Source organism: Sphingomonas sp. MS122 (genome assembly GCF_049532975.1).
Taxonomy (GTDB): Bacteria; Pseudomonadota; Alphaproteobacteria; order Sphingomonadales; family Sphingomonadaceae; genus Sphingomonas.
The window spans coordinates 1,781,099-1,803,172 of the sequence record NZ_CP186695.1 but is presented as its reverse complement, the minus strand read 5'-3'; the positions used below and the strand labels follow the sequence as shown (position 1 = coordinate 1,803,172).

Here is a 22,074-nt window from a genome sequence, read left to right as displayed (position 1 = left end):
GCGCGGCAATGGAGCGGCTGGACGGGGCGGCTTCGGTTCCGGCGCATTTGCGCGGCGGGATCGTGGCGCTCGGCAATTTCGACGGATTTCATCGCGGGCACCAGGCGGTGGTGGGCCGCGCGGTGACGCGCGCGCGCGCCGAGGGCCGTCCGGCGATCGTCGCCACCTTCGATCCCCACCCGATGCGCTATTTCAAGCCGCAGACGCCGCCCTTCCGCCTGACCACGCTCGACCAGCGCCAGCGGCTGTTCGCCGAAGCGGGCGCCGACGCGATGCTGGTGTTCGGCTTCGACGCCGCGCTCGCCGGGCTCCCCGCGCGCGCCTTTGCCGAGCAACGGCTGGTCGAGCTGATCGGTGCGGGCGGGGTCGTCACCGGCGCCGACTTCACCTTCGGCAAGGGCCGCGACGGCGACGTGAACGTGCTGCGCGCGCTGGGCGAGGAGCTCGGCTTCAGCGTCGATACCGTCGCGCCGGTCGAGGATACCGGCGAGGTCATCTCCTCCAGCCGTATCCGCGAGGCATTGCAGGCGGGCAAGCCGCGCGACGCCGCCGCGCTGCTCACCCGCCCGTTCGCGATCGAAGGCGTGGTCGAGCCCGGCGCCAAGCTCGGCCGCGAGCTCGGCTATCCCACCGCCAATATCCAGCTCGGCAACTATCTGCGCCCGCGCTACGGCATCTACGCGGTGCGCGGGCGCCTCCCCGCCAATGGTCCTTTTGGGGGCCGCATCCTCGACGGCGCCGCCAATCTCGGCATCCGCCCGAGCATCGAGCCGCCCGTCGAGCTGCTCGAACCCTATTTCTTCGATTTCTCGGGCGACCTCTACGGCCAGACGATCGAAGTCGAGCTGATCGAGTTCCTCCGCGACGAGGCGAAGTTCGATTCGCTCGACGCGCTGAAGGCGCAGATCGCCGCCGATTGCGAGGCGGCCAAGGCGGCGTTGGCTTAGCTCGCGCGCGAAGGCGCTACCCCGCCCAGTCTCCCCTTCCAATGTTGGATTTCATCTGCTCCATTCTGGTCGATGAAGCCCAGCCCGAATCCTCCCGCCAATCGCTCGGGCGCCGCCCGCCTGCCGCAGGGGCGCGCAACCGCCGCGCACCCGCGGCATCGCCGCCGCGCCGCCGGCGCGCAGGCGCCGCGTCGGTGGCGCGTTGGTGCCGCGTCAGCGCCGCGCGGGTGCCGCGTCGCTGCCGCGCCGGTGCCGCCAACCTGCCGCGTCGCTGCGGCGTTTCCGCCGCGTTCCCGGCGCGGTTGCCGCGAACCCCGGTTTCCGCGTCAACATCGTCAGGCGGGCGTCAACGCAGCTTCCACTTCCCCCATCGCCCCGCACCAGCTAATCCCCGCCGCCAAATGACCGAAACCACCGATTCCTCGCGCGCGGCACAGCCGGATTACCGCGACACCGTCTTCCTCCCGAAGACCGACTTCCCGATGAAGGCGGGCCTCGCCGCCAAGGAGCCCGCGATCCTCGAGCGCTGGGCGAAGATCGGCGTATACCAGCGCCTGCGCGAGCAGCGCGCGGGCCGCGAGCGCTTTATCCTCCACGATGGCCCGCCCTACGCCAATGGCGACCTGCACATGGGTCATGCCATGAACAAGATCCTCAAGGACGTGATCGTCCGCAGCCAGTCGCTGCTGGGCAAGGACGCGCCTTATATCCCCGGCTGGGACTGCCACGGTCTGCCGATCGAGTGGAAGATCGAGGAGCAGTATCGCGCCAAGAAGCAGAGCAAGGACGAGGTCCCCCCGGCCGAGTTCCGCGCCGAATGCCGCGCCTATGCCGAGAAATGGGTCGGCATCCAGCGCGAGCAGTTCCAGCGGCTGGGCGTGATGGGCGACTGGGACGATCCCTATCTCACGATGAAGTTCGACGCCGAGGCGACGATCGCGGGCGAGCTGCTCAAGTTCGCGACCAGCGGCCAGCTCTATCGCGGCGCCAAGCCGGTGATGTGGTCGCCGGTCGAGAGGACCGCGCTGGCCGAGGCCGAGGTCGAATATGAGGACGTCGTCTCGACCCAGATCGACGTCGCGTTCGAAATCGTCGAGGCGCCCAACGCGCCCGAGCTGGTCGGCGCGCATGCGGTGATCTGGACGACCACCCCGTGGACGATCCCGGTGAACCAGGCGCTCGCCTATGGGCCGGAGGTTGAGTATGTAGCTGTCACAGTCGAGCAGGGCGAGTTTTCTGGACGTCGCTTCGTTGTCGCATTTGATCTTCTCGCTGCGTTCCTGAACAAGATCGGCGCGCTTCCTTCAGTCGGTGTGTCCTCTGACAAGCGCGGCGCTTCGCTTGGTAACCACTCCGTGCCCTTCAAAGGCTCGGAACTCGCCGGCGCCACCGCCCGCCACCCGATGCACCATCTCGGCGGCTTCTTCGCCAGGCCCCGCCCCTTCCTGCCCGGCGACTTCGTCACCACCGATGCCGGCACCGGCCTCGTCCATATGTCGCCCGATCATGGCGAGGACGACTTCCTGCTGTGCAAGGCGCATGGCATCGACCCGGTGTTCGCGGTCGACGATGCGGGTTTCTACCGCCCCGACTGGCTGTGGCTCGGCGGGCAGGGATCGGTGATCAACAAGAAGTTCGTCGCGTCCGACGGCCCGATCTGCACCGACCTCAAGGAAGCCGGCGCGCTGCTCGCCGCGTCGGACGACTTCGCGCACAGCTATCCGCACTCGTGGCGGTCGAAGGCGAAGATCATCTTCCGCTGCACGCCCCAGTGGTTCATCCCGATGGACCGTCCCGCGGGCAGCGCCGCGCAGGCCGAGGACGAATCCGCCGCCGGGGCGGCCGATTTCGCGGGCTTCATGCCGCTCGCCTCGCACAACAACGCCCCCACGCTGCGCAACCTCGCGCTCGACGCGATCGAGCGGACGCGCTGGGTGCCCGAGCGCTCGATCAACCGCATCCGATCGATGGTCGAGGGGCGGCCGGACTGGGTGATCAGCCGCCAGCGCGCCTGGGGCGTGCCGATTCCGCTCTATGTCCACCGCCAGAGCGGCGACTATCTGCGCGACGAAGCGGTCAACGCGCGTATCCTCGACGCCTTCCGCCAGGGCGGTGCCGACGCGTGGTTCGGCGCGGACCATCAGGCGCTGCTCGGGCCGGACTACGCGCTGGCCGACTATGAGGTGGTCAACGACATCCTCGACGTGTGGTTCGACAGCGGCTCGACCCACAGCTTCGTGATCGAGGCACGTTACGGGGAAGGCACCCGCGCGAACCTCTATCTCGAAGGCTCCGACCAGCATCGCGGCTGGTTCCAGTCCTCGCTGCTCGAAAGCGCCGGCACCCGCGGCCGCGCGCCCTATGACGCGGTGCTGACGCACGGCTTCGCGCTCGACGGGCAGGGGCGGAAAATGTCCAAGTCGCTCGGCAACGTCGTCGACCCGCTCAAGATCATCGGCGAGAGCGGCGCCGACATCCTGCGCCTGTGGGTCGCGCAGACCGACTATTTCGAGGACGTGCGCATCGGCAAGGAGGTGCTCGCCGGCACCGGCGACGCCTACCGCAAGATCCGCAACACCTTCCGCTATTTGCTCGGCGCGCTCGACGGCTTCACCGACGCCGAGAAGGTCGCGGTCGGCAAGATGCCCGAGCTCGAGCTCTACATCCTCCACAAGCTCGGCCAGCTCGACGTCGAGCTGCGCGCCGCGGCGGAGGCGTTCGAGTTCAACCGCTACGCCCGCGCGCTGTCGGACTTCATGAACGAGGACCTGTCGGCCTTCTTCTTCGATATCCGCAAGGACTGCCTCTACTGCGACGCGGAGAGCGATCCCAAACGCCGCGCCTATCGCACCGTGCTCGACGTGCTGTTCCATGCGCTGGTGCGCTACGCCGCGCCGATCCTCGCCTTCACCGCCGAGGAAGTGTGGCAGGCGCGCTATCCGAGCGAGGACGGGTCGGTCCATTTCCTCGAATGGCCCGAGCTGCCCGCGCTGCCCGGCGACGACGCGATCTCGACCGAATGGGCCGATATCCGCGCGCTGCGCGAGAAGGTGACCGAGGCGATCGAGCCCTATCGCCGCGAGAAGACGATCCGCTCGAGCCTCGAGGCGAACGTCACCGTGCCCGAGATGCTGCGCCCCGCCGCCGAGCTCGCCGAGATCTTCATCGTCGCCGACGTGAAGCTGCAGGAGGGCGAGGTCACCGTCTCCCGCACCGACCACGAGAAGTGCGGCCGTTGCTGGCGGCTGCTGCCGGAGGTTGAAGCCGAGGGCGCGCTGTGCCACCGCTGCGCCAAGGTGGTTTCATGAATCGCAATCGTACAATCGGCTTCGCGCTCGCCGCGCTGATCTTTGTCGCGGACCAGGCGATGAAGGCGTTCGTGGTCGAGGGCCTCGACCTTTCCTATCCCGGCGCATCGAGGGAAGTCCTACCCTTCTTCGACCTGCGCTTCGTCGCGAACATCGGCGTCTCGCTCGGGCTGCTGCCCGCCGACACGCCGACGATGCGCTGGCTGCTCGTCGCGCTGACTGCCGCGATCGCCGCGGGCGTCGGCTGGTGGATGGTGCGCGAGAAGAGCCGGCAGGACATGTTCGCGCTGGCGCTGGTGCTGGGCGGAGCGCTCGGCAATATCGTCGATCGCGTGCGCTTCGGCTATGTCGTCGACTATGCCGATCTGCACTTCGGCGAATGGCGCCCTTTTTTGGTCTTCAATGTCGCCGATGCTGCGATTACCATCGGCGTCGTGATCCTGCTCATCCGGGCGCTGTTCGTGCGTGACAAACAAAAAGCCGAAGCAAATGCCGACGCTGCCCCTGTGGAGAATGCCAATGCGTAAATCCGTGCTGATCGCCGCCATCGGCGGTTCGGCGATGTTGCTCGCCAGCTGCGGCAGCGGCGGGCTGTTCAACCGCAAGCGGCCCGACGAGTTCGCGGTGGCGCGTCAGGCGCCGCTGGTGATCCCGCCCGATTTCGCGCTGCGTCCGCCCCAGCCCGGCGCGCCGCGCCCGCAGGATTCGGGCGGCCCCTCGCAGCAGGCGCTCGAGGCGCTGTTCGGCGGCCCGGCGCAGCGCAGCGCCTCGGAAGCCGCGGCGGTGCAGTCGGCCGGCGGCGCCAGCGCCGCCGAGACCGGCGTGCGCTCCGCGGTCGGCAGCCCCGACACCAATGTCGTCGACAAGGGCAGCACGACGCGCGACATCGTCGCCGCGCCGCAGGGCGACGGCCGCGACGCGCGTACGGGCGCGGGCACGCCGCCTGCCCCGGCTCCCACGCCGACCCCGACGCCGACGCCGCAGAACTGATCCGGGCTCGGCAAGAAAAAGGCGGCCACGCCCGGCGCGGCCGCCTTTTCCATGTCCGGTGACCGGGAAGGGAACCCCCGGGGGCTCCCTTCCCCGATCGATCAGAACGAGAAGCCGATATAGGCCAGCACGGTCGAGCCGCGGCCGCGGCGCTGCGCGAAATTGCCGATGCCCACGACATTCTCGTTCGAGATGTCGGTGTCGACATAGGTCACGCCGCCCTTGATCGGGCCGCCGACCCACTCCGCGCCGACGCTCCAGTCGAAGTAGTTGTTGTCGAGCACGCCCGGCACGTTGAGCGAGCCGAGCGAACCGGCCGAATAGCCGAGATGGCCCTTGACCGTGATCGGCGTGGTCGGAATGGCGACCGACGCGTCGCCATAGACATAGATGTTGTCGTCGTTGCCGCCCTTGACGTCGAAGCCGGCGAGGCCGTCCTGTCCGCCCCAGGCATAGGCCGCGCCGAGCTTGGTCGAGACCGGGCCGATCGTGTAGGTGATCGCGGCATAGGGCTCGAAGAAGTCGGTCTTGAGGCCTTCGGCGCCGTCCGGATAGAGATAGTAGAGCAGGCCGACGTCGAAGCCGAGGCCGCCGCTCAGCGTCTTGGTGAAGCCGGCATAGAGATCAACCTCGGCATCGCCATAGCCGGTCAGCGCGGGCGTGCTGCCGTCGAGGCCGCCGTCGATCGTCGAAGCCCACACGCCGGCATAGAAGCCCGATTCGTGATTGAAGTTGATCGTGCCCTGGATCGCCGGATCTTCGTTGGTCTGGGTGACGCCGCGGAAGCGATAATCGGTGATCAGCGTGACGCCGCCGGTGACGGTCAGCGGCGGGCTGGCCTCGGTCTCGGCTTCGGCCGCGGGCTCTTCCTGCGCGAACGCGGGTGTTGCGGTGACGGCGAGCAGCAGCGCGCCGGCGATGGATTTGGTGAGACGCATGGGATCCCTTTCGTTTGGATGCGATGGTCCCCGCCTGCCGCGAAAGGCATGCCGCTTTGGCTCAGGGCGCGGGCCCCGGCGCGGCTATTTCCTTCCACGGACCGAAACTTGCCGCATCCCGCTGCGCCGCACAATGATCTTTCGCGGAAAGCGCGCAATTGCGCCGCCGCTGTTGCCGCGGCGCAACAGAATTGTCACATCCGCAACAGCTTCAGCGCAGCGCGACGATCGCGTCCACCTCCACCGCCGCGCCGCGCGGGAGGGCCGCGACGCCGACCGCGGCGCGGGCATGGCGCCCGGCCTCGCCGAACAATTTCTCCATCAGCTCCGACGCGCCATTGGCGACCTGCGGCTGCTCGGTGAAGCCCGGCGTCGAGTTGACGAACACGCCGAGCTTGACGATCCGCGCGACCCGGTCGAAGCCGCCCAGCGCCTTGTCGATCTGCGCGACCAGCATCAGGCCGCAGCGCTCCGCCGCTTCCTGGCCATAGGCAAGGTCGCGGTCCTCGCCGAGCCGCCCGGTCATCACCGCGCCATCCTTGAACGGCAGCTGGCCCGAGATGTGGAGCAGCCCGCCGGCTTCCACCGTCGGCACATAGGCGGCAACCGGCGCCGCGGCTTCGGGCAGCGTCAGGCCGAGTTCGGCGAGCTTGGCGTGGACGTCAGAATCAGTTGGCGTCATTGGGTCTCTCCCAGGGGTTCGAGTTGGTCAGCCGGCCGGCCGGCGGCGAAGCGGGCGGAAATCCACGCCTCGGCCTCACGCCAGTCGTCGATCCGGGCGTGCGCGTAGGGCGCGGGCGGAACATGCGGCGCCATCGCCGGCTCCGACACCATGTGCAGCCGGTGGACGTGCGGCGCATTGCGCGCGACCGATTCGTGATGCTGGGCAAGGTCGTCGACGAACACCGCGACCTCCGCGCCATGCTCCTCGACCAGCTGCGCCACCGGCCGGCCCTTGCCGCCCTGGTTGCATTCGACGCGATGGACGATGCCGTGGGCGTCGAGCTGCGCGATGCGAGGCTCGCGGCAATGATCCTGGAGGTTGGTGAGGATGACGATGTCGGCCGTCCGCGCCAAAGCCGCCAGTGCCTCGCGCGCGTGCGGCACCAGCGTCTGGCGCCCCATCTCGCCCGGGAAGAAGCCGCCGAGAAAGCCCCAGATCTCCTCCACGCTGAGCGCATCGCCGCCGCGCCGCTTCATCGCATTGGCCCAGTCGTGATTCGACACGTCGAACTCGACGTCGTGCGCCTCGTCGAGCCAGGCGCTGAAATGCCGCACCATGTGCAGCAGCACCTCGTCGCAATCGCAGATCAGCAGCGGCTTCATGGGCTCTCCAGCCTGGCGTGCGCCGCAACCAGCGCCGCGGGCGCGACGCCAATCGCTTCGGCGCAGGCGACCAGGTCGGGCTCGTGCGCTTCGAGGAAACCGAGCACCGCCCCGAGCACGGCGGGCTCGGCCGCCCGCGCGCGCAGGTCGGCGGGGGCGAGGCCGGTCACGTCGAGCAGCCGCTGCGCGCGACTGCCGTCCGACACGGTCCAACCCAGCGCCGCCAGCGCCACAGTCGTTGCGTCCTCGTTTGTATCGCCCGCGTGCATCGCCTAGGGTTTTCGCGACCTCTTCGGTGGAAAGCTGCGCGTGGCAAAAAGAGTGCTGGTTGTCGAGGACAACGAACTCAATCTCAAACTTTTCTGCGACCTGCTGCGCGCGCACGGCTTCGAGACCTCGCCGGTGCGCGACGGACGCGAGGCGGTGGCGACCGCGCGCGCCTTCAATCCCGACCTGGTGGTGATGGACATCCAGCTGCCGCACATCTCGGGTCTCGACATCATCGGGCGGATGCGCGGCGATCCGGCGCTCAAGGGCATCCCGGTGATGGCGGTGACCGCCTATGCCGGGCAGGAGGACGAGGCGCGGATTCGCGCGGCGGGCGCCAACGCCTATGTCACCAAGCCGATCTCGGTGATGCGTTTCGTCGAGGAGGTACAAGCGCTGCTGTGAGGCGCGCAAACGGAAAAGGCCGCCAGGCGTATCGCCCGCGGCCTTCAGCTCCGTCCGTGCGGAGCGGCGCGATCCGGCCGAAGCCGGATTACTTGATCTTCGCTTCCTTGAACTCGACGTGCTTGCGCGCGACGGGGTCGTACTTGCGGAAGCTCAGCTTCTCGGTCTGGGTGCGCGGGTTCTTCTTGGTGACATAGAAGAAGCCGGTGTCAGCCGTGCTGACGAGCTTGATCTTGACGGTTGTCGGCTTGGCCATCGCCCGAATCCTGCAGTCTGGTTCAAAAGAATAAAGCGGCCGCGCGCTGGCAGGCCGCTGTCAGGGGTGGGCGCATGCCCCGTGAGCCGCGGAATGTCAAGCGCGGAGGCGGATTAGCGGCCTGTTAACCATGAAGGGCGCAGCCTGTTCGGGAGGATCGCAGGGGGAACCGCGATGACGGACGCACGCAACTGGGTGCTGGCAAGCGAACTGAACCGCCGAATCGATTCGCTCGACGCGCGCGCCGCACGTGCGGCGACCGCCGATCTGGCGTCCGACCTCGACGCGATCCGCCGAATCGCGCTCGCCAACGGCATCACGCCGGCCCTGCCCGTGGTCCATGCGCTCGAAGCCGCGCTGGCGGCGGGGCAGCGCGGGCCGATGATCGCCGACGGCCTGTCGCTATTGCGCGACGCGGTGAGTTGCGGGCGCGACGATGCGCGCACCGGCGCGGCCTTCGCCGCCGCGTGCGCGATTCGCCTGGCCTGATGGACGCACTCGTCCCCGCCTTCGTCGCGGTGCTGCTGACCCAGGCGGGCGACCGCTCGCCCTGGCTGGTCGCGCTCCTTGCCGACCGCTTCGGCAAGCCGTTCCTGGTCGCCCTCGCCGCGGTCCTTGCGCACGCCGCCGGCAATGCCGTCGCGGCGACCGGCGGCCTGCTGGTCGCGCCGATGCTCACGCCCAACGCCAGGCAGCTCCTGCTCGCGCTCGCGCTGGCGTTCGCCGCCGCGGGCGCGCTGTGGCGCCTGAAACCGCCCGACCGGCTCGAGGGCTGGAAGCTCGGCGCCTTCCTCACCCCATTGCTCGGCGTGTTCATCCTTGCCGCGGGCGACACGACGCAGTTCTTCACCCTCGCCTTCGCCGCGCAGGGGCCCGCGCCGGTGCTGGCCGCGACCGGCGCGACCGCCGCGGTGCTGGTCGTCAACACCGCCGCCGCGCTGCTCGGCGAGGCGGCGTGGCGCAAGCTGCCGGTCCGCGGCTATCGCATCGGCTTCGGCCTGCTGTGCCTTACGGCCGCCTTCCTCCTCGCAATCGGCGCGCTGCGCCTGATCTAATGCCTCGATCGCTCTGATCGGGCTTTTCGCAGCGCAACACGGGACCCTATATGGCAAGGGATCGTTTCATTGCCGACTCAACCGATGGGGACCCACCATGGCCGAACCGAATGCCGCGCTGAAGACGCCGACCGACCTCAACCGCAACGAGACCAGGACCGTGGCCGATGCGCTGAACGGGATCCTGGCGGACAGCTATGCGCTGTATCTCAAGACCAAGAATTTCCACTGGCACGTCTCGGGCCCGCACTTCCGCGACTATCACCTGATGCTCGACGACCAGGCGACGCAGATCCTCGCCACCACCGACCAGATCGCGGAGCGCGTGCGCAAGACCGGCAACACCACGCTGCGCTCGATCGGCGACATCGCGCGGCGCCAGACGATCACCGACAACGACAAGGATTTCGTGTCCGCCACCGACATGCTGGTCGAGTTGCGCGAGGACAATCTCAAGCTCGTCGAATCGCTGCGCGAGGCGAAGGACATCGTCGACGAGGCCAAGGACAATGCCACCAGCGGCATCCTCGACGACTGGACCGACCAGGCCGAGGAGCGTGCCTGGTTCCTGTTCGAGGCCAGCCGCAAGGGGTGAGGCCGTCGCCCCCAAGCGCAAGCTGGGGCCTCGTGCGGCAAGCGGTTCGCTTTATGGCTTAACACCCCAGCTTGCGCTGGGGTGTCGGCTGGAGGTTGTCCGTTTGAAGTTGAACCGCCGTCATTCCGGCGAAGGCGGGAACCCATTCTGGCTGGCCAGGGGTGGACTCACCAGCTTCAGCGGCAATGGATCCCCGCCTCCGCGGGGATGACGACTTAATCTTTGACGGGCAAGCCTAGCGGGGCGTCGGCGCGTCCCGGCGGATCAGCTGCGCTTCCTTGAGCTCGCTCCACAGCGCCGCCGGGATCGGCTGGGCCATCAGCGCCAGCGCGTCCTCGACCTGGCGGACCGATCCCATACCCGGCACCACCGACGCGACCTGCGGATGCGCGAGCGGGAATTGCAGCGCCGCGGCGGCGAGCGGCACGCCGTGGCGCGCGCAGATATCCTCGATCGCCCCGACCCGCTCGACGATCGGGGGCGGCGCGGGCTCGTAGTTGAAGTTGGGGATCGCGCCGCCATGGCGCACGCCCTTGGCGAGAATGCCCGAATTATACGGTCCCGCGATCACCAGCCGCACGCCGCGCTCGGCGCAGAGCGGCAGCAGGTCGTCGAGCGGGCCCTGCTCGAGCAGGGTGTAGCGCCCGGCGAGCATGATCAGGTCGATCTCGCCCTCGCGGAGCATCTCGATGCACACCGCCGTCTCGTTGACCCCGAGCCCGATCGCGCCGACCGCACCCGAATCCCGCAGCTCGCGCATCGCGCGATAGCCGCCGTCGAGGAACTCGCGGAACAGCCGTGGATGCGACGCGCCATGCGCGAAGCTCCCCACATCGTGCGCGTAGAGGATGTCGACGCGGTCGCGCCGCAGCCGCGCGAGGCTGCCCTCGTAGGAACGCATCACTGCGTCGTAGCTGTAGTCGAACACGCTCTCATAGGGCTCGGGCGAGACGAAGGCCTGGCGCACGGCCGACAGGTCGGCGTCCGGCCGCGGATCGAGCCGCCGGCCGACCTTGGTCGAGAGAATGGCACTCTGCCCGGGATCGAGCTCGGCCAGCGCCGCGCCCAGCCGTTTCTCGCTGAGCCCGAAGCCGTAATGCGGCGCGGTGTCGAAATAGCGAATCCCGGCGTCCCACGCCCGAGCCACGACCTCGCGCGCGCGGTCGTCCGGCACCGCGCGATAGAGATTGCCGATCGACGCCGCGCCGAAGGCGAGATCGCCCAGCTGGATCATGCGAGCGTCCGCACATCGCCCGTCGCGATCCCGCTGCTGCCCTTCGCCACGATCGCGGTCTCGCGCGGCTTGTCCGAGACGAGCCCGTCGATGATCGCGCCCTCGACATTGCGCAGCGCCACGGTCGGCCGCGCATCCGCCTTCTCGACGCTGAAACGGCAGTCCTTGATCGTAAGCCTTTTGGCGTGGCGCGCCCAGAAGCCGGACGCGGGCAGCGTCTTGAGGTAGCTCACCTCGAGGCTGGTCTCGCGGCGATATTCGGGCTCGCGCGCCGCGTCCGCCGCGGTGCCGCCGCCGGGCGAATGCACCTCGACGCCGTGGAAGGTCACGTCCTCGATCGGCCCGTCGGCGAAACCCTCGACCCCGCACGGCTCGCGCCAGTCGCCGCCCGAGACCTGCACGTCCTCGAACCGGATCCGGCGGATCTTGCCGACCGGCGTGCCCTTGGGCGCGCGCATCCGCGCGCCGTGGTGCACGAACAGCGGGTGGTTGACCGGGTCGCGCAAGGTGATCCCGCTCACCGACACATCCTCCATCGTGCCCCCGTCGACGATACCGATCAGGATGCCGCGGCTGTTGGTGCAGATGCAATCGGCGATGCGCACGTTGCGGAACCCGCCGACGGTCTCGGTGCCCATCTTGATTCGCCCGAGCACGCCGTTGCCGTCGGGCGAGCCATAGTCGGACGGGCGATAGCTGCCGTCGAGCAGCGAGCCCATCAGATAACCGCTGGTCTTGCAGCCCTGGACGAGGATGTCCTCGCAGATCACCTTGCGGCCGAGCGCGCCGCTGCTCTTGAGCACGATCGCATCGTCCTTGGGCGCGTTGACCGTGCAGTTGACCACGCGCACGTCGCGGCAGCAGTCGATATCGATCCCGTCGCGGTCGGTGTCGATGACGATCCCCTCGACCGCCATGTTGGTGCAGCCATGCGCGATGATGCCGAAATGCCCGGCCTGGAGGATGGTGAAGTCCTGCAGCCGCACGTTGCGACAGTTCATCAGGCCGACCGTCTTGTTGGCGCGCCCGACCTGCTCGGCTTCCTTGGGATCGCGCAGCATCAGCTCCCTGGGGGTGATGCCGAGCGCCCTGGCCGACTTCCAGTGCGCGCGCTGCCACCAATGGTCGCCCGGCCCCTCGCGGTCGAGGCCGAGGCCGTGGAGCATGCCAGGGCCGACCACGCCGATGTTGGACGCGCCGTCGGCGTAGATCAGGCTGTTGTGGACATGGGTGATGCCGAAATCCTGGAACTGCTCCTCCAGATAATTCTCGGGCGGATCGTAGTCGCGGCCATGGATATCGGGGTCCGCCGCTTCGATCACCGCGCCGGCGGACAGCGCGAGCGTGATATTGTCGAGCAGCCGGATCGAGAAGCTGAGATACCGCCCCGGCGGCACCAGCACCACGCCCCCGCCGCGCTTCGCCGCGGTCTTGACCGCGCGGTTGATCGCCGGGCTGTCGATCGTGCGCCCGTCGCCGCGCGCGCCATGCTTGCGAATATCCTCGATTCCGCCATGGTCGAGCGCGGCCTGGGCATGGGCCGGCGTGCCGAGCAGCATCGCGAGGAGCCCCAGCGTCGAGCGGCGATCGAGGGGCAAGTCGAAGCTTGCATGTGCGTCAATCATAATTCATCATACGAATACGCGCGGCGATGTCCACCGCCGCGACAACCCCTTGGGAGAATTTATGGGCCGTCTCGAAGGCAAGATCGCACTGGTGACCGCGGCAGGCCAGGGCATCGGCCGGGCCACGGTCGAAGCGTTCGTGCGCGAAGGCGCGCGCGTGATCGCCACCGACATCCGCGCCGACGCGCTCGAAGGTCTGGAAGGCGCCGAGACGCGCCAGCTCGACGTGACCAGCAAGGACGAGATCGCGGCGATCGCGGCCGACTATCCCGAGCTCAACGTGCTCTACAATTGCGCCGGCTTCGTCCATGCCGGGACGATCCTCGATTGCGACGAGGATGCGTGGGACTTCTCCCAGGCGCTCAACGTCACCGCGCAATACCGCATGATCCGCGCCGTCCTGCCCAACATGATCGCGCGCGGCGGCGGGTCGATCATCAACATGTCGTCGGTCTGCTCGAGCATCAAGGCGGTGCAGAACCGCTTCGCCTATGGCGCGACCAAGGCGGCGGTGATCGGCCTCACCAAGTCGGTCGCGATCGACTATGTGACCCAGGGCATCCGCTGCAACGCGATCTGCCCGGGCACGGTCGAGACGCCGTCGCTGATCCAGCGCCTCCACGACACCGGCGATTTCGAGAAAGCCTATGCCGAATTCACCGCGCGCCAGGCGATGGGCCGCTTCGGCCGCGTGACCGAGCTGGCGGCGCTCGCCGTCTATCTCGCCTCGGACGAGAGCGCCTTCACCACCGGCACCGTCAACGTGATCGACGGCGGCTGGGTGAACTGAAGAAGAACGACAGGAGAGGTTCTCGATGATCGCACGGACGCTGGCGCTGGCCGCCGCGCTGCTTTCCGCTTCGACCGCGTTGGCGCAGGTGACGGTGCACGTCGCGCCCGGCGGCGACGATCGCAATCCGGGGACTGAGGCCAAGCCGGTACGCAGCCTCGAGCGCGCCCAGGCGCTGGTGCGGGCGAGCAACGCCAAGGACGACGTCACGGTCGTCCTCGCCGACGGCACCTACAAGCTGACCAAGCCGCTGGTGTTCCGACGCACCGATGGCGGGCAGAACGGCAAGAGCGTCGAATGGCGCGCTGCCGACGGCGCCAAGCCGGTCATCTCCTCGGGCATCGAGGTCACCGGCTTCGCCTCGTACGACGAGGAGCGCCGCATCCATGTCGCGGCGACGCCCAAGGGGCTGGACACGCGCCAGATCTGGGTCAACGGCACCACCGCCGAGCGACCCTGGGTCGAGCTCAAGGCGTCGGACGTCAAGTTCGGTCCGAACGGCTTCGAGATCGTCAATCCGAAGTACGAGTACATTGCGAAGCTCGCCCGCCCCGACCGGCTCGAGCTCGAGGCCACCGGCTTCTTCACGGACCGCTATTCGCCGGTGAAGTCGATCAGCGGCATGACCGTGACGATGCAGCAGCCCGCCTGGGACAACAACACATGGGGCTATGACACGATCAGCAAGCCGATCTTCCCCGAGGATTCGCGGCTGTTCCTGGTCAACGCGCTCGAACTGATCGGCAAGACCAACGACTGGCACTCGCGCTATCACCAGTGGGTGATCGATCCGCAGGCGGGCAAGCTCTATTTGCGCACCGGCATCGACGAGGACATCAAGGACCTCAAGGTCGTCGTCCCGACGCTGGAGACCCTGGTCTCGATCAGCGGCACGCCCGCCGCGCCGGTCGAGCGCCTCACGTTCCGCGGCCTCACGTTCGCGCACACCTCCTGGATGGGGCCGAGCAAGCCGACCGGCTATGCCAACCAGCAGAGCGGCGCCTATCTCAGCGACGTCTCGCCGATCCGCCCCAGGGACGCGTGGGACAAATGCGGCTGGGGCTGCGTCGAGTTCGAATCGATGCGCCTCAAATGGCACCAGATGCCCGCCGCGGTGCAGGTCTCGGCGGCGCGCGACGTGACGTTCGAGGGCAATCATTTCACTCAGCTCGGCCAGATCGCGCTCGGCATCGGCAACGAGCCGGTCGCGCATTTGACCGGCGTCGGCCTCGCCACCAGCGGGGTCCGCGTGGCGCGCAACCGCTTCTCGGTGCTCGCCGGCGGCGCGATCATGGCCGGCGGCGTGCGCACCGACGCGCACCATCCGACCGATCCCAACCTCATCAACCGCAACCTCGTGATCGAGGACAACACGGTCGTCACCGTCAGCCAGGACTATAAGGACAACGCTGCGATCCTGACCACTTACGTGGACGGCGCAACGATCCGCCACAACGACATCTCGGACGCGCCGTACGACGCGATCGCGGTCGGCTGGGGCTGGGGCTATAACGACGCGGGCGGCAACCCGAACTATGACGAGAACCAGAAGGGCTATGTCCACAACCCCAGGTTCACCACCCCGACGACGCTCCGCAACACGCTGGTCGAGGGCAACCGCATCCATGGCGTGAAGCTGTGGTACGAGGACGGCGGCGCGATCTACAACCTCTCGGCCAACCCCAATTCAGTGATCCGGGGCAACCACATCTTCGACATATCGAACCGGATCGGCATCTATCTCGACGAGGGCAGCAAGCACTTCACCGTGACCGGCAACGTCGTCGAGACCGGCGGCAAGTGGCTCAACATCAACACCGCCGGCAAGATGTATCGCCGCAAGATCTCGACCGACAACAAGGCGTCGGGCAACTGGCACAATTCGATGTCGACCGGCGGCCGCTGGCTGCCCGAGATCGGCAACGATGCGCGCGGCAACTTCCTCGTCCCCGATCGCGACTGGCCGGCCGATGCGCGCAAGGTGATCGAGGCGGCGGGACCGCGAAACTAAAGCGATCCCCCGGGCGGGACGAGGCGAGGGCCGGCGATCAAGCGAAGCGGAAGGGGTGACGATGGCGGGGACGAGGATCGATCGGCGGCGCCTGCTGCAGGGCGCGGGGGTCGCCGGGGCCGCGCTCTCCACACGCACGCCCGCCGCAGCGCTGGCACCGGGCGCGCTCGAGGTGACCGGGCTCAAGGCGCACGGCCTCACTGATCCGATCGGCCTCGACGACCGCGCTCCGCGCCTGTCGTGGCGGATCGAGAGCCGCGACCGCGGCGTGCGCCAGACGCACTACCGGATCGAGGCCGCCAGCAGCGCGGAACTGCTCCGCGCGGGCAGGCCCGACCTTTGGGACAGCGGCGAGGTGGCGAGCGCCGCCTCGCTCGACATTGCCTATGCGGGCAGGCCGATCGCCTCGCGCGCGATCGTGCACTGGCGAGTCACCGTGCGCGACGCGCGCGGGCGCACCGCCACCAGTCCCGCCGCGCGCTGGGAGATGGCGCTGCTCGCCACGGACGACTGGCAGGCCAAGTGGATCGCGGCCGAGACCGCGCTGGCCAAGGGCGACCGCGAGGCGGGGCTGCTGTGGGTGCGCGGCGACCGCTCGAAGGACAAGACCCCGCGCTATTTCCGCCTCGCCTTCGACTTGCCGCAGGCCGGGCCGGTCACACTCATCTCGGTCTGCAACTTCCCCGCGACCATCTGGGTCGATGGCGAGCAGATCAACCGGGGCCCGAACCGCGATACCCGCTCGGGCAGCGAGCCGCCCGCGGTCACCACGCACCAGCTCGCCGCCGGCCGCCATGTCGTGGCCGTCGCGGTCAAGGACCCGCGCGGCTTCAACGAGCGCAAGCTCCACGAATGCGCCACGGCGCTGATGCTCCGCGCCGGAGATCTGCGCATCACCACCAAGGGCGCCCGGACCACGCTCCACGCGCCCGAGGGCTGGCAGGCCGTCGCCTTCGACGACAGCGCCTGGCCGGTCGCCGAGCCGAGCAAATACCAGCTCCAGGCCTTTCCCGGCTGCGGCGCGTTCCTGCTGCGCCGCGAGTTCGAGGTGAGCAAGCCGATCGCGCGCGCGCGGCTTTACGCCACGGCGCTCGGCGCGTTCGAGGCGGAGATCAACGGCAGGCGCGTCGGCGATGCGCTGATGACGCCCGAGAGCACCGACTATCGCGACACCGTGCTCTACCGCGCCTATGACGTGACGCCGCTGCTGCGGCCCGGCGCCAATGCGATCGGCGCGATGCTGACCGACGGCTGGTACGGCAGCTTCCACGGCCTCGCCGGGCGCTTCGCCTTCGGCCCGCCGCCGCTTCGCCTGCTCGCGCAGCTCGAGCTGACCTATGCCGACGGCTCGACGCAGACCGTCGCCACCGACGAGAGCTGGCGCCTGTCCGAAGGCGCGCCGGTGGTGAAGAGCGAGATCTATTATGGCGAGGACTATGACGCCCGCCGCGCGCAGCCGGGCTGGTCCTCCGCAGGCTTCGACGAATCCGGCTGGCGCGCTGCCGAGATCGGCGCGGTGCCGCCGTGCGAAGTCAAGGCCAATGCCGGTCCGCCGCTGCGCCGCGTCCGCACGGTGCCGCTCAAGATCGTCAAGCAGGTCGGGCCCGACAGCTACACGCTCGACTTCGGCCAGAATTTCGCGGGCTGGGTGCGGATCAAGGCCAGGGGCGAGGCGGGGCGCAAGGTGACATTGCGCTTCGCCGAGATCCTCAACCCCGACGGCAGCGTCAGCCGCAAGAATTTGCGCACTGCCGAGGCGACCAACACCTATGTCTTCCGCGGCGACCCGGCGGGCGAGACCTACGAGCCGCACTTCACCTATTTCGGCTTCCGCTATGCCGAGCTGACCGGGCTCGGCCGCGCGCCGACCGCGGACGAGTTCGAGGGCATCGTCGTGTCGAGCGACCTCGGCGAGACCAGCCTGCTGCGCGTCGAGAACCCGATCATCACCGGCATGTGGCGCAACACGCTGTGGAGCCAGCGCAGCAATTTCTTCGGCATCCCGACCGATTGCCCACAGCGCGACGAGCGGCTCGGCTGGACCGGCGACGCGATGGTGTTCTGGGACGCCGCCGCGTTCAACATGGACGTCGCCGCCTTCACCCGCCGCTACCTGCGCGACATGCGCGACGCGCAGGGGCCGCAGGGCGAATATCCCGACTATGCGCCGTCGGGCTGGCGCGACTATTCGAACGGCACCTCGCCGGGCTGGGCGGACGCAGGGGTGATCCTGCCCTGGACGGTGTGGCAGCGCTATGGCGACACCGCCATCATCGGCGAGCATTGGCGATCGATGACGCGCTATCTCGACTATCTCCGCGCCAACAACCCGGACCTGATCTGGCGCAACAAGCGCGGCTATGACTATGGCGACTGGGTCGCGTTCGACGCCAGGGAAGCGGGCGACGAGACCACGCCCAAGGCACTGATCGCCACCGCGATGTGGCAGCGGTCGGCCGCCAAGCTCGCCGAGATGGCGGCCGCCACCGGCCGCGCGGACGAGGCCAAGGCCTATGCCGCCCTCGCCGCCGACATCGCCCGCGCCTTCCAGCGGGAGTTCGTCCGGCCGGACGGCAGCGTCGGCAACGGATCGCATTGCGGCTACATTCTCGCGCTGCATTTCGGGCTGGTGCCAAAGGAGCTGCGCGCCGCCGCCGCGGCCAAGCTCGCCGCCGACATCCGCCGCCGCGGCACGCTGATCTCGACCGGCTTTCTCGGCACGCCCTACAGCCTCGATGCGCTCGCCGACACGGGGCAGGAAGCGCTGGTCTACGATCTGCTGCTGCGCACCGCGCTGCCTTCCTGGGGGCATATGATCGCGGCCGGCGCGACGACGATCTGGGAGCGGTGGAACGCCGACACCAGCAATGCCGAGATGAATTCGTACAACCATTATGCCCTCGGCGCGGTTAACGGGTTCGTGTTCCGCCGCATCGCCGGGATCGATCCGATCGCCCCAGGCTTCGCCCGCTGGCGCTTCGACCCGGTGCTCGATCCGCGCGTGCCCCGCGGCGGGGCGCGCTACGACAGCCCGATGGGGCGGATCGAGACGGCATGGGAGCTGGCGCAAGGCGGCGGCTTCACGGCTCGCCTCCACGTGCCGCCCAATACCGTCGCCGAGCTCCACCTTCCCGCCGCGTCGGCGGACCGGGTTCGCGAGGGTGGCCGGCCGCTGGCGCGTGCCGCGAACGTCACGGTCAAAGGCCTGCAAGACAGCCGGCTGGTGGTCGAGACAGGGTCAGGTGATTACGCTTTCTCAATGACCTAGCCCCGGTTCGCACCGGCGAAGCCATTGGAACCAGAGCGCTTCTCTCCTGTTCTTCCCGCGACAGGAGACATGACGACATGGCAACCCGATTCATCCGCGGCGATGCGCCTGCGGGATCGCAGTTTCTTACCCCGAGCTTCCAGCGCGGGCTCGCGCACTGGAATCGGGAACGGCTGAGCCCCGGGCTTCCCGACCCCGACTGGCAGCGTGCCCTGGAGCGCGACACGCGCATGCAGCGGCTCGAAGGCGCCTTCCTCGAGGAGCTGCGCGCGCAGGTGATCGACGAAGCCGCCGCCGCGCCGACCGATCCGGATGGCTTCATGGCCTGGTTCGAGGAACTGGAGCATTCGGGCCCCGGCCAGGGCGACCCGCTCTTCCCCTGGCTGCGCGACACCGCCGATATCGACCAGTTCCGCTGGTTCTTCGAGCAGGAAGCGGCGGGCGAGGCCGGGTTCGACGATCTCGTCGCGCTGACTCAGGTCAAGTTGCCGGTCCGCCCCAAGCTCGAACTCGCGCGCAACTATTGGGACGAGATGGGTCACGGCACCTTCCAGGGGATGCACGGTCCGATGCTCGACGCCTTGGTCGAGACGCTCAAGGTCGACCCGTCGATCGAGCGCACTCTATGGGAGAGCCTTTGCCTCGCCAATGCGATGACCGCGATGGCCACCACACGCCGCTACGCCTGGCATTCGGTCGGCGCGCTCGGCGCGATCGAGCTGACCGCGCCGGGCCGCTCGGCGATGGTGGCCGAGGGCCTCAAGCGACTCGGTTTCTCGGGCAAGGAGCGGCGCTATTTCTCGGTCCATGCGGTGCTCGACATCAAGCACAGCGCCGCCTGGAACAAGGAAGCGATCCGTCCCGCGGTGGAGGAGGACCCGGCGCGTGTCACCGCGATCGCGGAAGGCGCGCTGATCCGGCTGCATTGCGGCGCGCGCTGCTTCGACGCCTATCGCGCGACCCTGTGGAGCTGATCCTCAGGGCGTCGCGTAGGTCCAGCTCACCGCGTCGTTCAGCATCGCGCCGCCCGCGGTGCGGGCGCGCGCCTCGACGCGGTTCTCGCCCCTGGCGAGCTCGATCGTCCAGGTCGCGATGCGGTCGGCCACCGGCACGCTGCGCCAGGCGCCGCCATTGAGCCGGAATTCGACCAAGGGCTGGTTCGAGAACGCCATCACCTTGACCTGACTGGTGCGCCGGTTGACGTCGCGGCGGCTGGCGAGATGCAGCATAGGCTTGTCCGACCAGTTGGCCTGATACCAGAAATAGGCGTCCTTGGGCTTGCGGTCCTCGGTCACCAGCCCCTTGTCGTTGATTCCGGGCCGGTCGCCCTCGTTGCGCTTGAAGGAGGGGAAATCGATCCCGACCCACACGAAGGTCGACCACAGGAAGGGCCGCTGCTTCATCGCGAGCCAGTATTTGATGTGGAAATCGGTCTGATATTGCTCGGGATGCCAATCGCCATTGTGTTTCGGGGGCTTCACCACCGGGTCCTCCTGGTGGAGGATCGAGGCGCCGGCGCCATATTCGCTGACCCCGATCGGGCGTCCCGGCAGCCTGGCGTGCAGGTCGTCCGCCCACGGGCCGAAATCCTCCGGCTTGCCGAGATACCAGCCGAAATAGCGGTTGTAGGACACCGTGTCGCTGTGCAGCGCGATCGGATCCCTGTCGTCGATGCAGCAATGTGCATAGGTGGTCGGGCGCAGCGGATCGAGCGTCTTGGCGGTCGAATTGAGCTCGGCGAGGATGCGATTCGACGCCGGATCGGACTTGCGGATCTCGTTGCCGAGCCCCCACAAGGCGACCGATGGATTGTTGTAATGCTGCGCGATCAGCTCGCGCATCTGCTGGACGACATTCCCGCGAAATGCGTCCGACTGATCATGATCGTCCACCAGGGGCACTTCGGTCAGGATCAGGATGCCGAGCTCGTCCGCCCGTTCATAGACGCGCGGCGGATGCTGCATGTGCGCGAGGCGGATGCCGGTGACGCCCATGTCGGCGAAGAGCTGCAAGTCCTCGTCGATCTCGGCCCGCGTCACGATCGGCCCGCGCCCGAACCGCGTCGGGTGCTGCAAATTGACGCCGTGAAGGCGATAGGGCTTGCCGTTGAGCAGGAAGGTGCCGTCGGGCGTGATCGCAACGGTGCGCACGCCGAGCGGTACCGACTGGCTGTCGACCACCTGCCCGTTCGCCACCACGTCGCTCTTGACGCGGTAGAGATAGGGCGACTTGCGCCCCTCCCACAGCTTGGGCGCCTTGAGCGCGAAGCGCTGTTCGGCGGTGCCGCGGGCGCCGGGGGCGAGAGTCAGCGGGCTGCGCTGGATGGCGACCGCCTTGCCCTGAACGTCGAGGATGCGGGTGACGACCTGGAAGCTGGCCGGCACCGCGCGGTCGTTGAACACCGCGACGGTCGCGCCGATCGTCGCGCTGCCCTTGCCGAGCGCCTCGGTGCGCGCCTTGATCCCGGGCCCGGCATGGTCCAGCCGGTCGAGATGGAGCTCGGGCGTCGCGATCAGCTTCACTTCGCGATAGAGGCCGCCGAATATGTTGAAGTCGCCGTTGAGCGGCGGGATGTGCGGGTTCCTGGCATTGTCGACCCGCACCGCGAGCAAATTCCCGCCCGCGCGCAGCTTTCCGGTGACATCGAAGCGGAACGCGGCATAGCCGCCGGCGTGGCTGCCGATCTTCTCGCCGTTGAGCCAGACATCGGCCTTGAGCGTCGCGCCGCCGAAATGGAGCAGGTAGCGCGTGCCGGGCAGCGGCTTGTGCTCCAGCTTGAGTCGATACCAGGCCGGGCCGCGATAATAGTCACCCGCGGGCTCGCTCCGCGCCTTGGTGCCGCCACGCCGCGTATCCCCGGCATTATAGGTGTGCGGAACCGCGACGCGCGCCCAGCCGGCATCGTCGAATCCGGGCCGCTCGGCACCCTTCGCGTCTTCCTTGAGGAAGCGCCAGCCCTGCGCGAGCGGCAGCTCCTGCGCCAGCGCCGCCGGCGTGATCGTCATCGCGGCGAGCCACAGCAGGCCCTTCTTCAGATACCCCGTCATGCCCCTGCTCCC

General features: G+C 68.4%; 20 protein-coding genes. 12 read left to right on the top strand and 8 right to left on the bottom strand.

All coding sequences use genetic code 11. The features are described from left to right. Nucleotides 1-8: 8 nt before the first annotated feature. The 4 genes from ACO227_RS08575 to ACO227_RS08560 all read left to right on the top strand — a co-directional run bounded on the left by ACO227_RS08575 (nt 9) and on the right by ACO227_RS08560 (nt 5,245). Entirely contained in the window at nt 9-947 is a 939-nt protein-coding gene (locus ACO227_RS08575) for a bifunctional riboflavin kinase/FAD synthetase (protein ID WP_423606886.1), read from the top strand. A gap of 401 nt (nt 948-1,348) precedes the next feature. Then, nucleotides 1,349-4,255, top strand: coding sequence for an isoleucine--tRNA ligase (gene ileS, locus ACO227_RS08570; protein WP_423606884.1), 2,907 nt, complete (start codon nt 1,349-1,351; stop codon nt 4,253-4,255). Continuing rightward, nucleotides 4,252-4,782, top strand: a complete 531-nt coding sequence (lspA, locus tag ACO227_RS08565; protein WP_423606883.1) for a signal peptidase II — start codon at nt 4,252-4,254, stop codon at nt 4,780-4,782. The genes ileS and lspA overlap by 4 nt, the downstream gene beginning before the upstream one ends. Further along, nucleotides 4,775-5,245 carry a DUF3035 domain-containing protein gene (locus ACO227_RS08560; RefSeq protein WP_423606881.1) on the top strand — a complete coding sequence of 157 codons (471 nt, stop codon included), beginning with the start codon at nt 4,775-4,777 and terminating at the stop codon, nt 5,243-5,245. The genes lspA and ACO227_RS08560 overlap by 8 nt, the downstream gene beginning before the upstream one ends. Before the next feature lie 101 nt (nt 5,246-5,346). On the opposite strand, the gene ACO227_RS08555 is transcribed toward ACO227_RS08560, so the two are convergent. The 4 genes from ACO227_RS08555 to ACO227_RS08540 form a co-directional block, all read right to left on the bottom strand. Continuing rightward, the gene (locus tag ACO227_RS08555) at nt 5,347-6,183 is read right to left on the bottom strand and encodes a TorF family putative porin (RefSeq protein ID WP_423606880.1); all 837 of its coding nucleotides are present in this window, start codon (nt 6,181-6,183) and stop codon (nt 5,347-5,349) included. A gap of 211 nt (nt 6,184-6,394) precedes the next feature. Then, a complete protein-coding gene (locus tag ACO227_RS08550; RefSeq protein ID WP_423606878.1) occupies nt 6,395-6,865 on the bottom strand; it encodes a RidA family protein in 471 nt (156 codons plus the stop codon). Further along, on the bottom strand, nt 6,862-7,509 hold the full coding sequence (locus tag ACO227_RS08545) for an HAD family hydrolase (protein ID WP_423606877.1): 648 nt from the start codon (nt 7,507-7,509) through the stop codon (nt 6,862-6,864). Before ACO227_RS08545 ends, ACO227_RS08550 begins: the two co-directional genes overlap by 4 nt. After that, nucleotides 7,506-7,778 (bottom strand): DUF3572 family protein, encoded by a 273-nt coding sequence (locus ACO227_RS08540; RefSeq protein ID WP_423606875.1) that lies wholly within the window; start codon nt 7,776-7,778, stop codon nt 7,506-7,508. The genes ACO227_RS08545 and ACO227_RS08540 overlap by 4 nt, the downstream gene beginning before the upstream one ends. A 40-nt stretch (nt 7,779-7,818) precedes the next feature. On the opposite strand from ACO227_RS08540, the gene ACO227_RS08535 reads away from it, so the two are divergent. Beyond that, nucleotides 7,819-8,181: a response regulator gene (locus ACO227_RS08535; RefSeq protein ID WP_423606874.1), complete on the top strand. Its 363-nt coding sequence runs from the start codon at nt 7,819-7,821 to the stop codon at nt 8,179-8,181. An 88-nt stretch (nt 8,182-8,269) separates the two neighbouring features. Here ACO227_RS08535 and rpmG read toward each other — a convergent pair whose 3' ends face one another. Then, a complete protein-coding gene (gene rpmG / locus ACO227_RS08530) occupies nt 8,270-8,437 on the bottom strand; it encodes a 50S ribosomal protein L33 (protein ID WP_265118380.1) in 168 nt (55 codons plus the stop codon). A gap of 174 nt (nt 8,438-8,611) precedes the next feature. Between rpmG and ACO227_RS08525 the strand changes: the two genes are divergently transcribed. The 3 genes from ACO227_RS08525 to ACO227_RS08515 all read left to right on the top strand — a co-directional run bounded on the left by ACO227_RS08525 (nt 8,612) and on the right by ACO227_RS08515 (nt 10,087). Then, nucleotides 8,612-8,926, top strand: a complete 315-nt coding sequence (locus ACO227_RS08525; protein ID WP_423606872.1) for a hypothetical protein — start codon at nt 8,612-8,614, stop codon at nt 8,924-8,926. Further along, entirely contained in the window at nt 8,926-9,492 is a 567-nt protein-coding gene (locus ACO227_RS08520) for a TMEM165/GDT1 family protein (RefSeq protein WP_423606870.1), read from the top strand. The genes ACO227_RS08525 and ACO227_RS08520 overlap by 1 nt, the downstream gene beginning before the upstream one ends. A gap of 97 nt (nt 9,493-9,589) precedes the next feature. Further along, nucleotides 9,590-10,087, top strand: a complete 498-nt coding sequence (locus tag ACO227_RS08515) for a Dps family protein (RefSeq protein WP_423606869.1) — start codon at nt 9,590-9,592, stop codon at nt 10,085-10,087. 235 nt (nt 10,088-10,322) lie between these two features. Here the strand turns inward: ACO227_RS08515 and ACO227_RS08510 are convergent, their stop codons facing one another. Both ACO227_RS08510 and ACO227_RS08505 read right to left on the bottom strand, forming a co-directional pair. Next, the gene (locus ACO227_RS08510; protein ID WP_423606867.1) at nt 10,323-11,321 is read right to left on the bottom strand and encodes an aldo/keto reductase; all 999 of its coding nucleotides are present in this window, start codon (nt 11,319-11,321) and stop codon (nt 10,323-10,325) included. Then, nucleotides 11,318-12,946, bottom strand: coding sequence for a rhamnogalacturonidase (locus ACO227_RS08505; RefSeq protein WP_423606865.1), 1,629 nt, complete (start codon nt 12,944-12,946; stop codon nt 11,318-11,320). The genes ACO227_RS08510 and ACO227_RS08505 overlap by 4 nt, the downstream gene beginning before the upstream one ends. A 61-nt stretch (nt 12,947-13,007) precedes the next feature. On the opposite strand from ACO227_RS08505, the gene ACO227_RS08500 reads away from it, so the two are divergent. The 4 genes from ACO227_RS08500 to ACO227_RS08485 all read left to right on the top strand — a co-directional run bounded on the left by ACO227_RS08500 (nt 13,008) and on the right by ACO227_RS08485 (nt 19,989). Next, entirely contained in the window at nt 13,008-13,736 is a 729-nt protein-coding gene (locus ACO227_RS08500; RefSeq protein WP_423606863.1) for an SDR family oxidoreductase, read from the top strand. A gap of 25 nt (nt 13,737-13,761) precedes the next feature. Then, nucleotides 13,762-15,747: a right-handed parallel beta-helix repeat-containing protein gene (locus tag ACO227_RS08495; RefSeq protein WP_423606862.1), complete on the top strand. Its 1,986-nt coding sequence runs from the start codon at nt 13,762-13,764 to the stop codon at nt 15,745-15,747. Nucleotides 15,748-15,808: 61 nt separating this feature from the next. Further along, nucleotides 15,809-19,015 (top strand): family 78 glycoside hydrolase catalytic domain, encoded by a 3,207-nt coding sequence (locus ACO227_RS08490; protein WP_423606860.1) that lies wholly within the window; start codon nt 15,809-15,811, stop codon nt 19,013-19,015. A 77-nt stretch (nt 19,016-19,092) separates the two neighbouring features. Then, nucleotides 19,093-19,989 carry an iron-containing redox enzyme family protein gene (locus ACO227_RS08485; protein ID WP_423606859.1) on the top strand — a complete coding sequence of 299 codons (897 nt, stop codon included), beginning with the start codon at nt 19,093-19,095 and terminating at the stop codon, nt 19,987-19,989. Between the two features lie 3 nt (nt 19,990-19,992). Here the strand turns inward: ACO227_RS08485 and ACO227_RS08480 are convergent, their stop codons facing one another. Next, entirely contained in the window at nt 19,993-22,062 is a 2,070-nt protein-coding gene (locus ACO227_RS08480) for a glycoside hydrolase family 2 protein (RefSeq protein ID WP_423606857.1), read from the bottom strand. Nucleotides 22,063-22,074 lie beyond the last annotated feature (12 nt).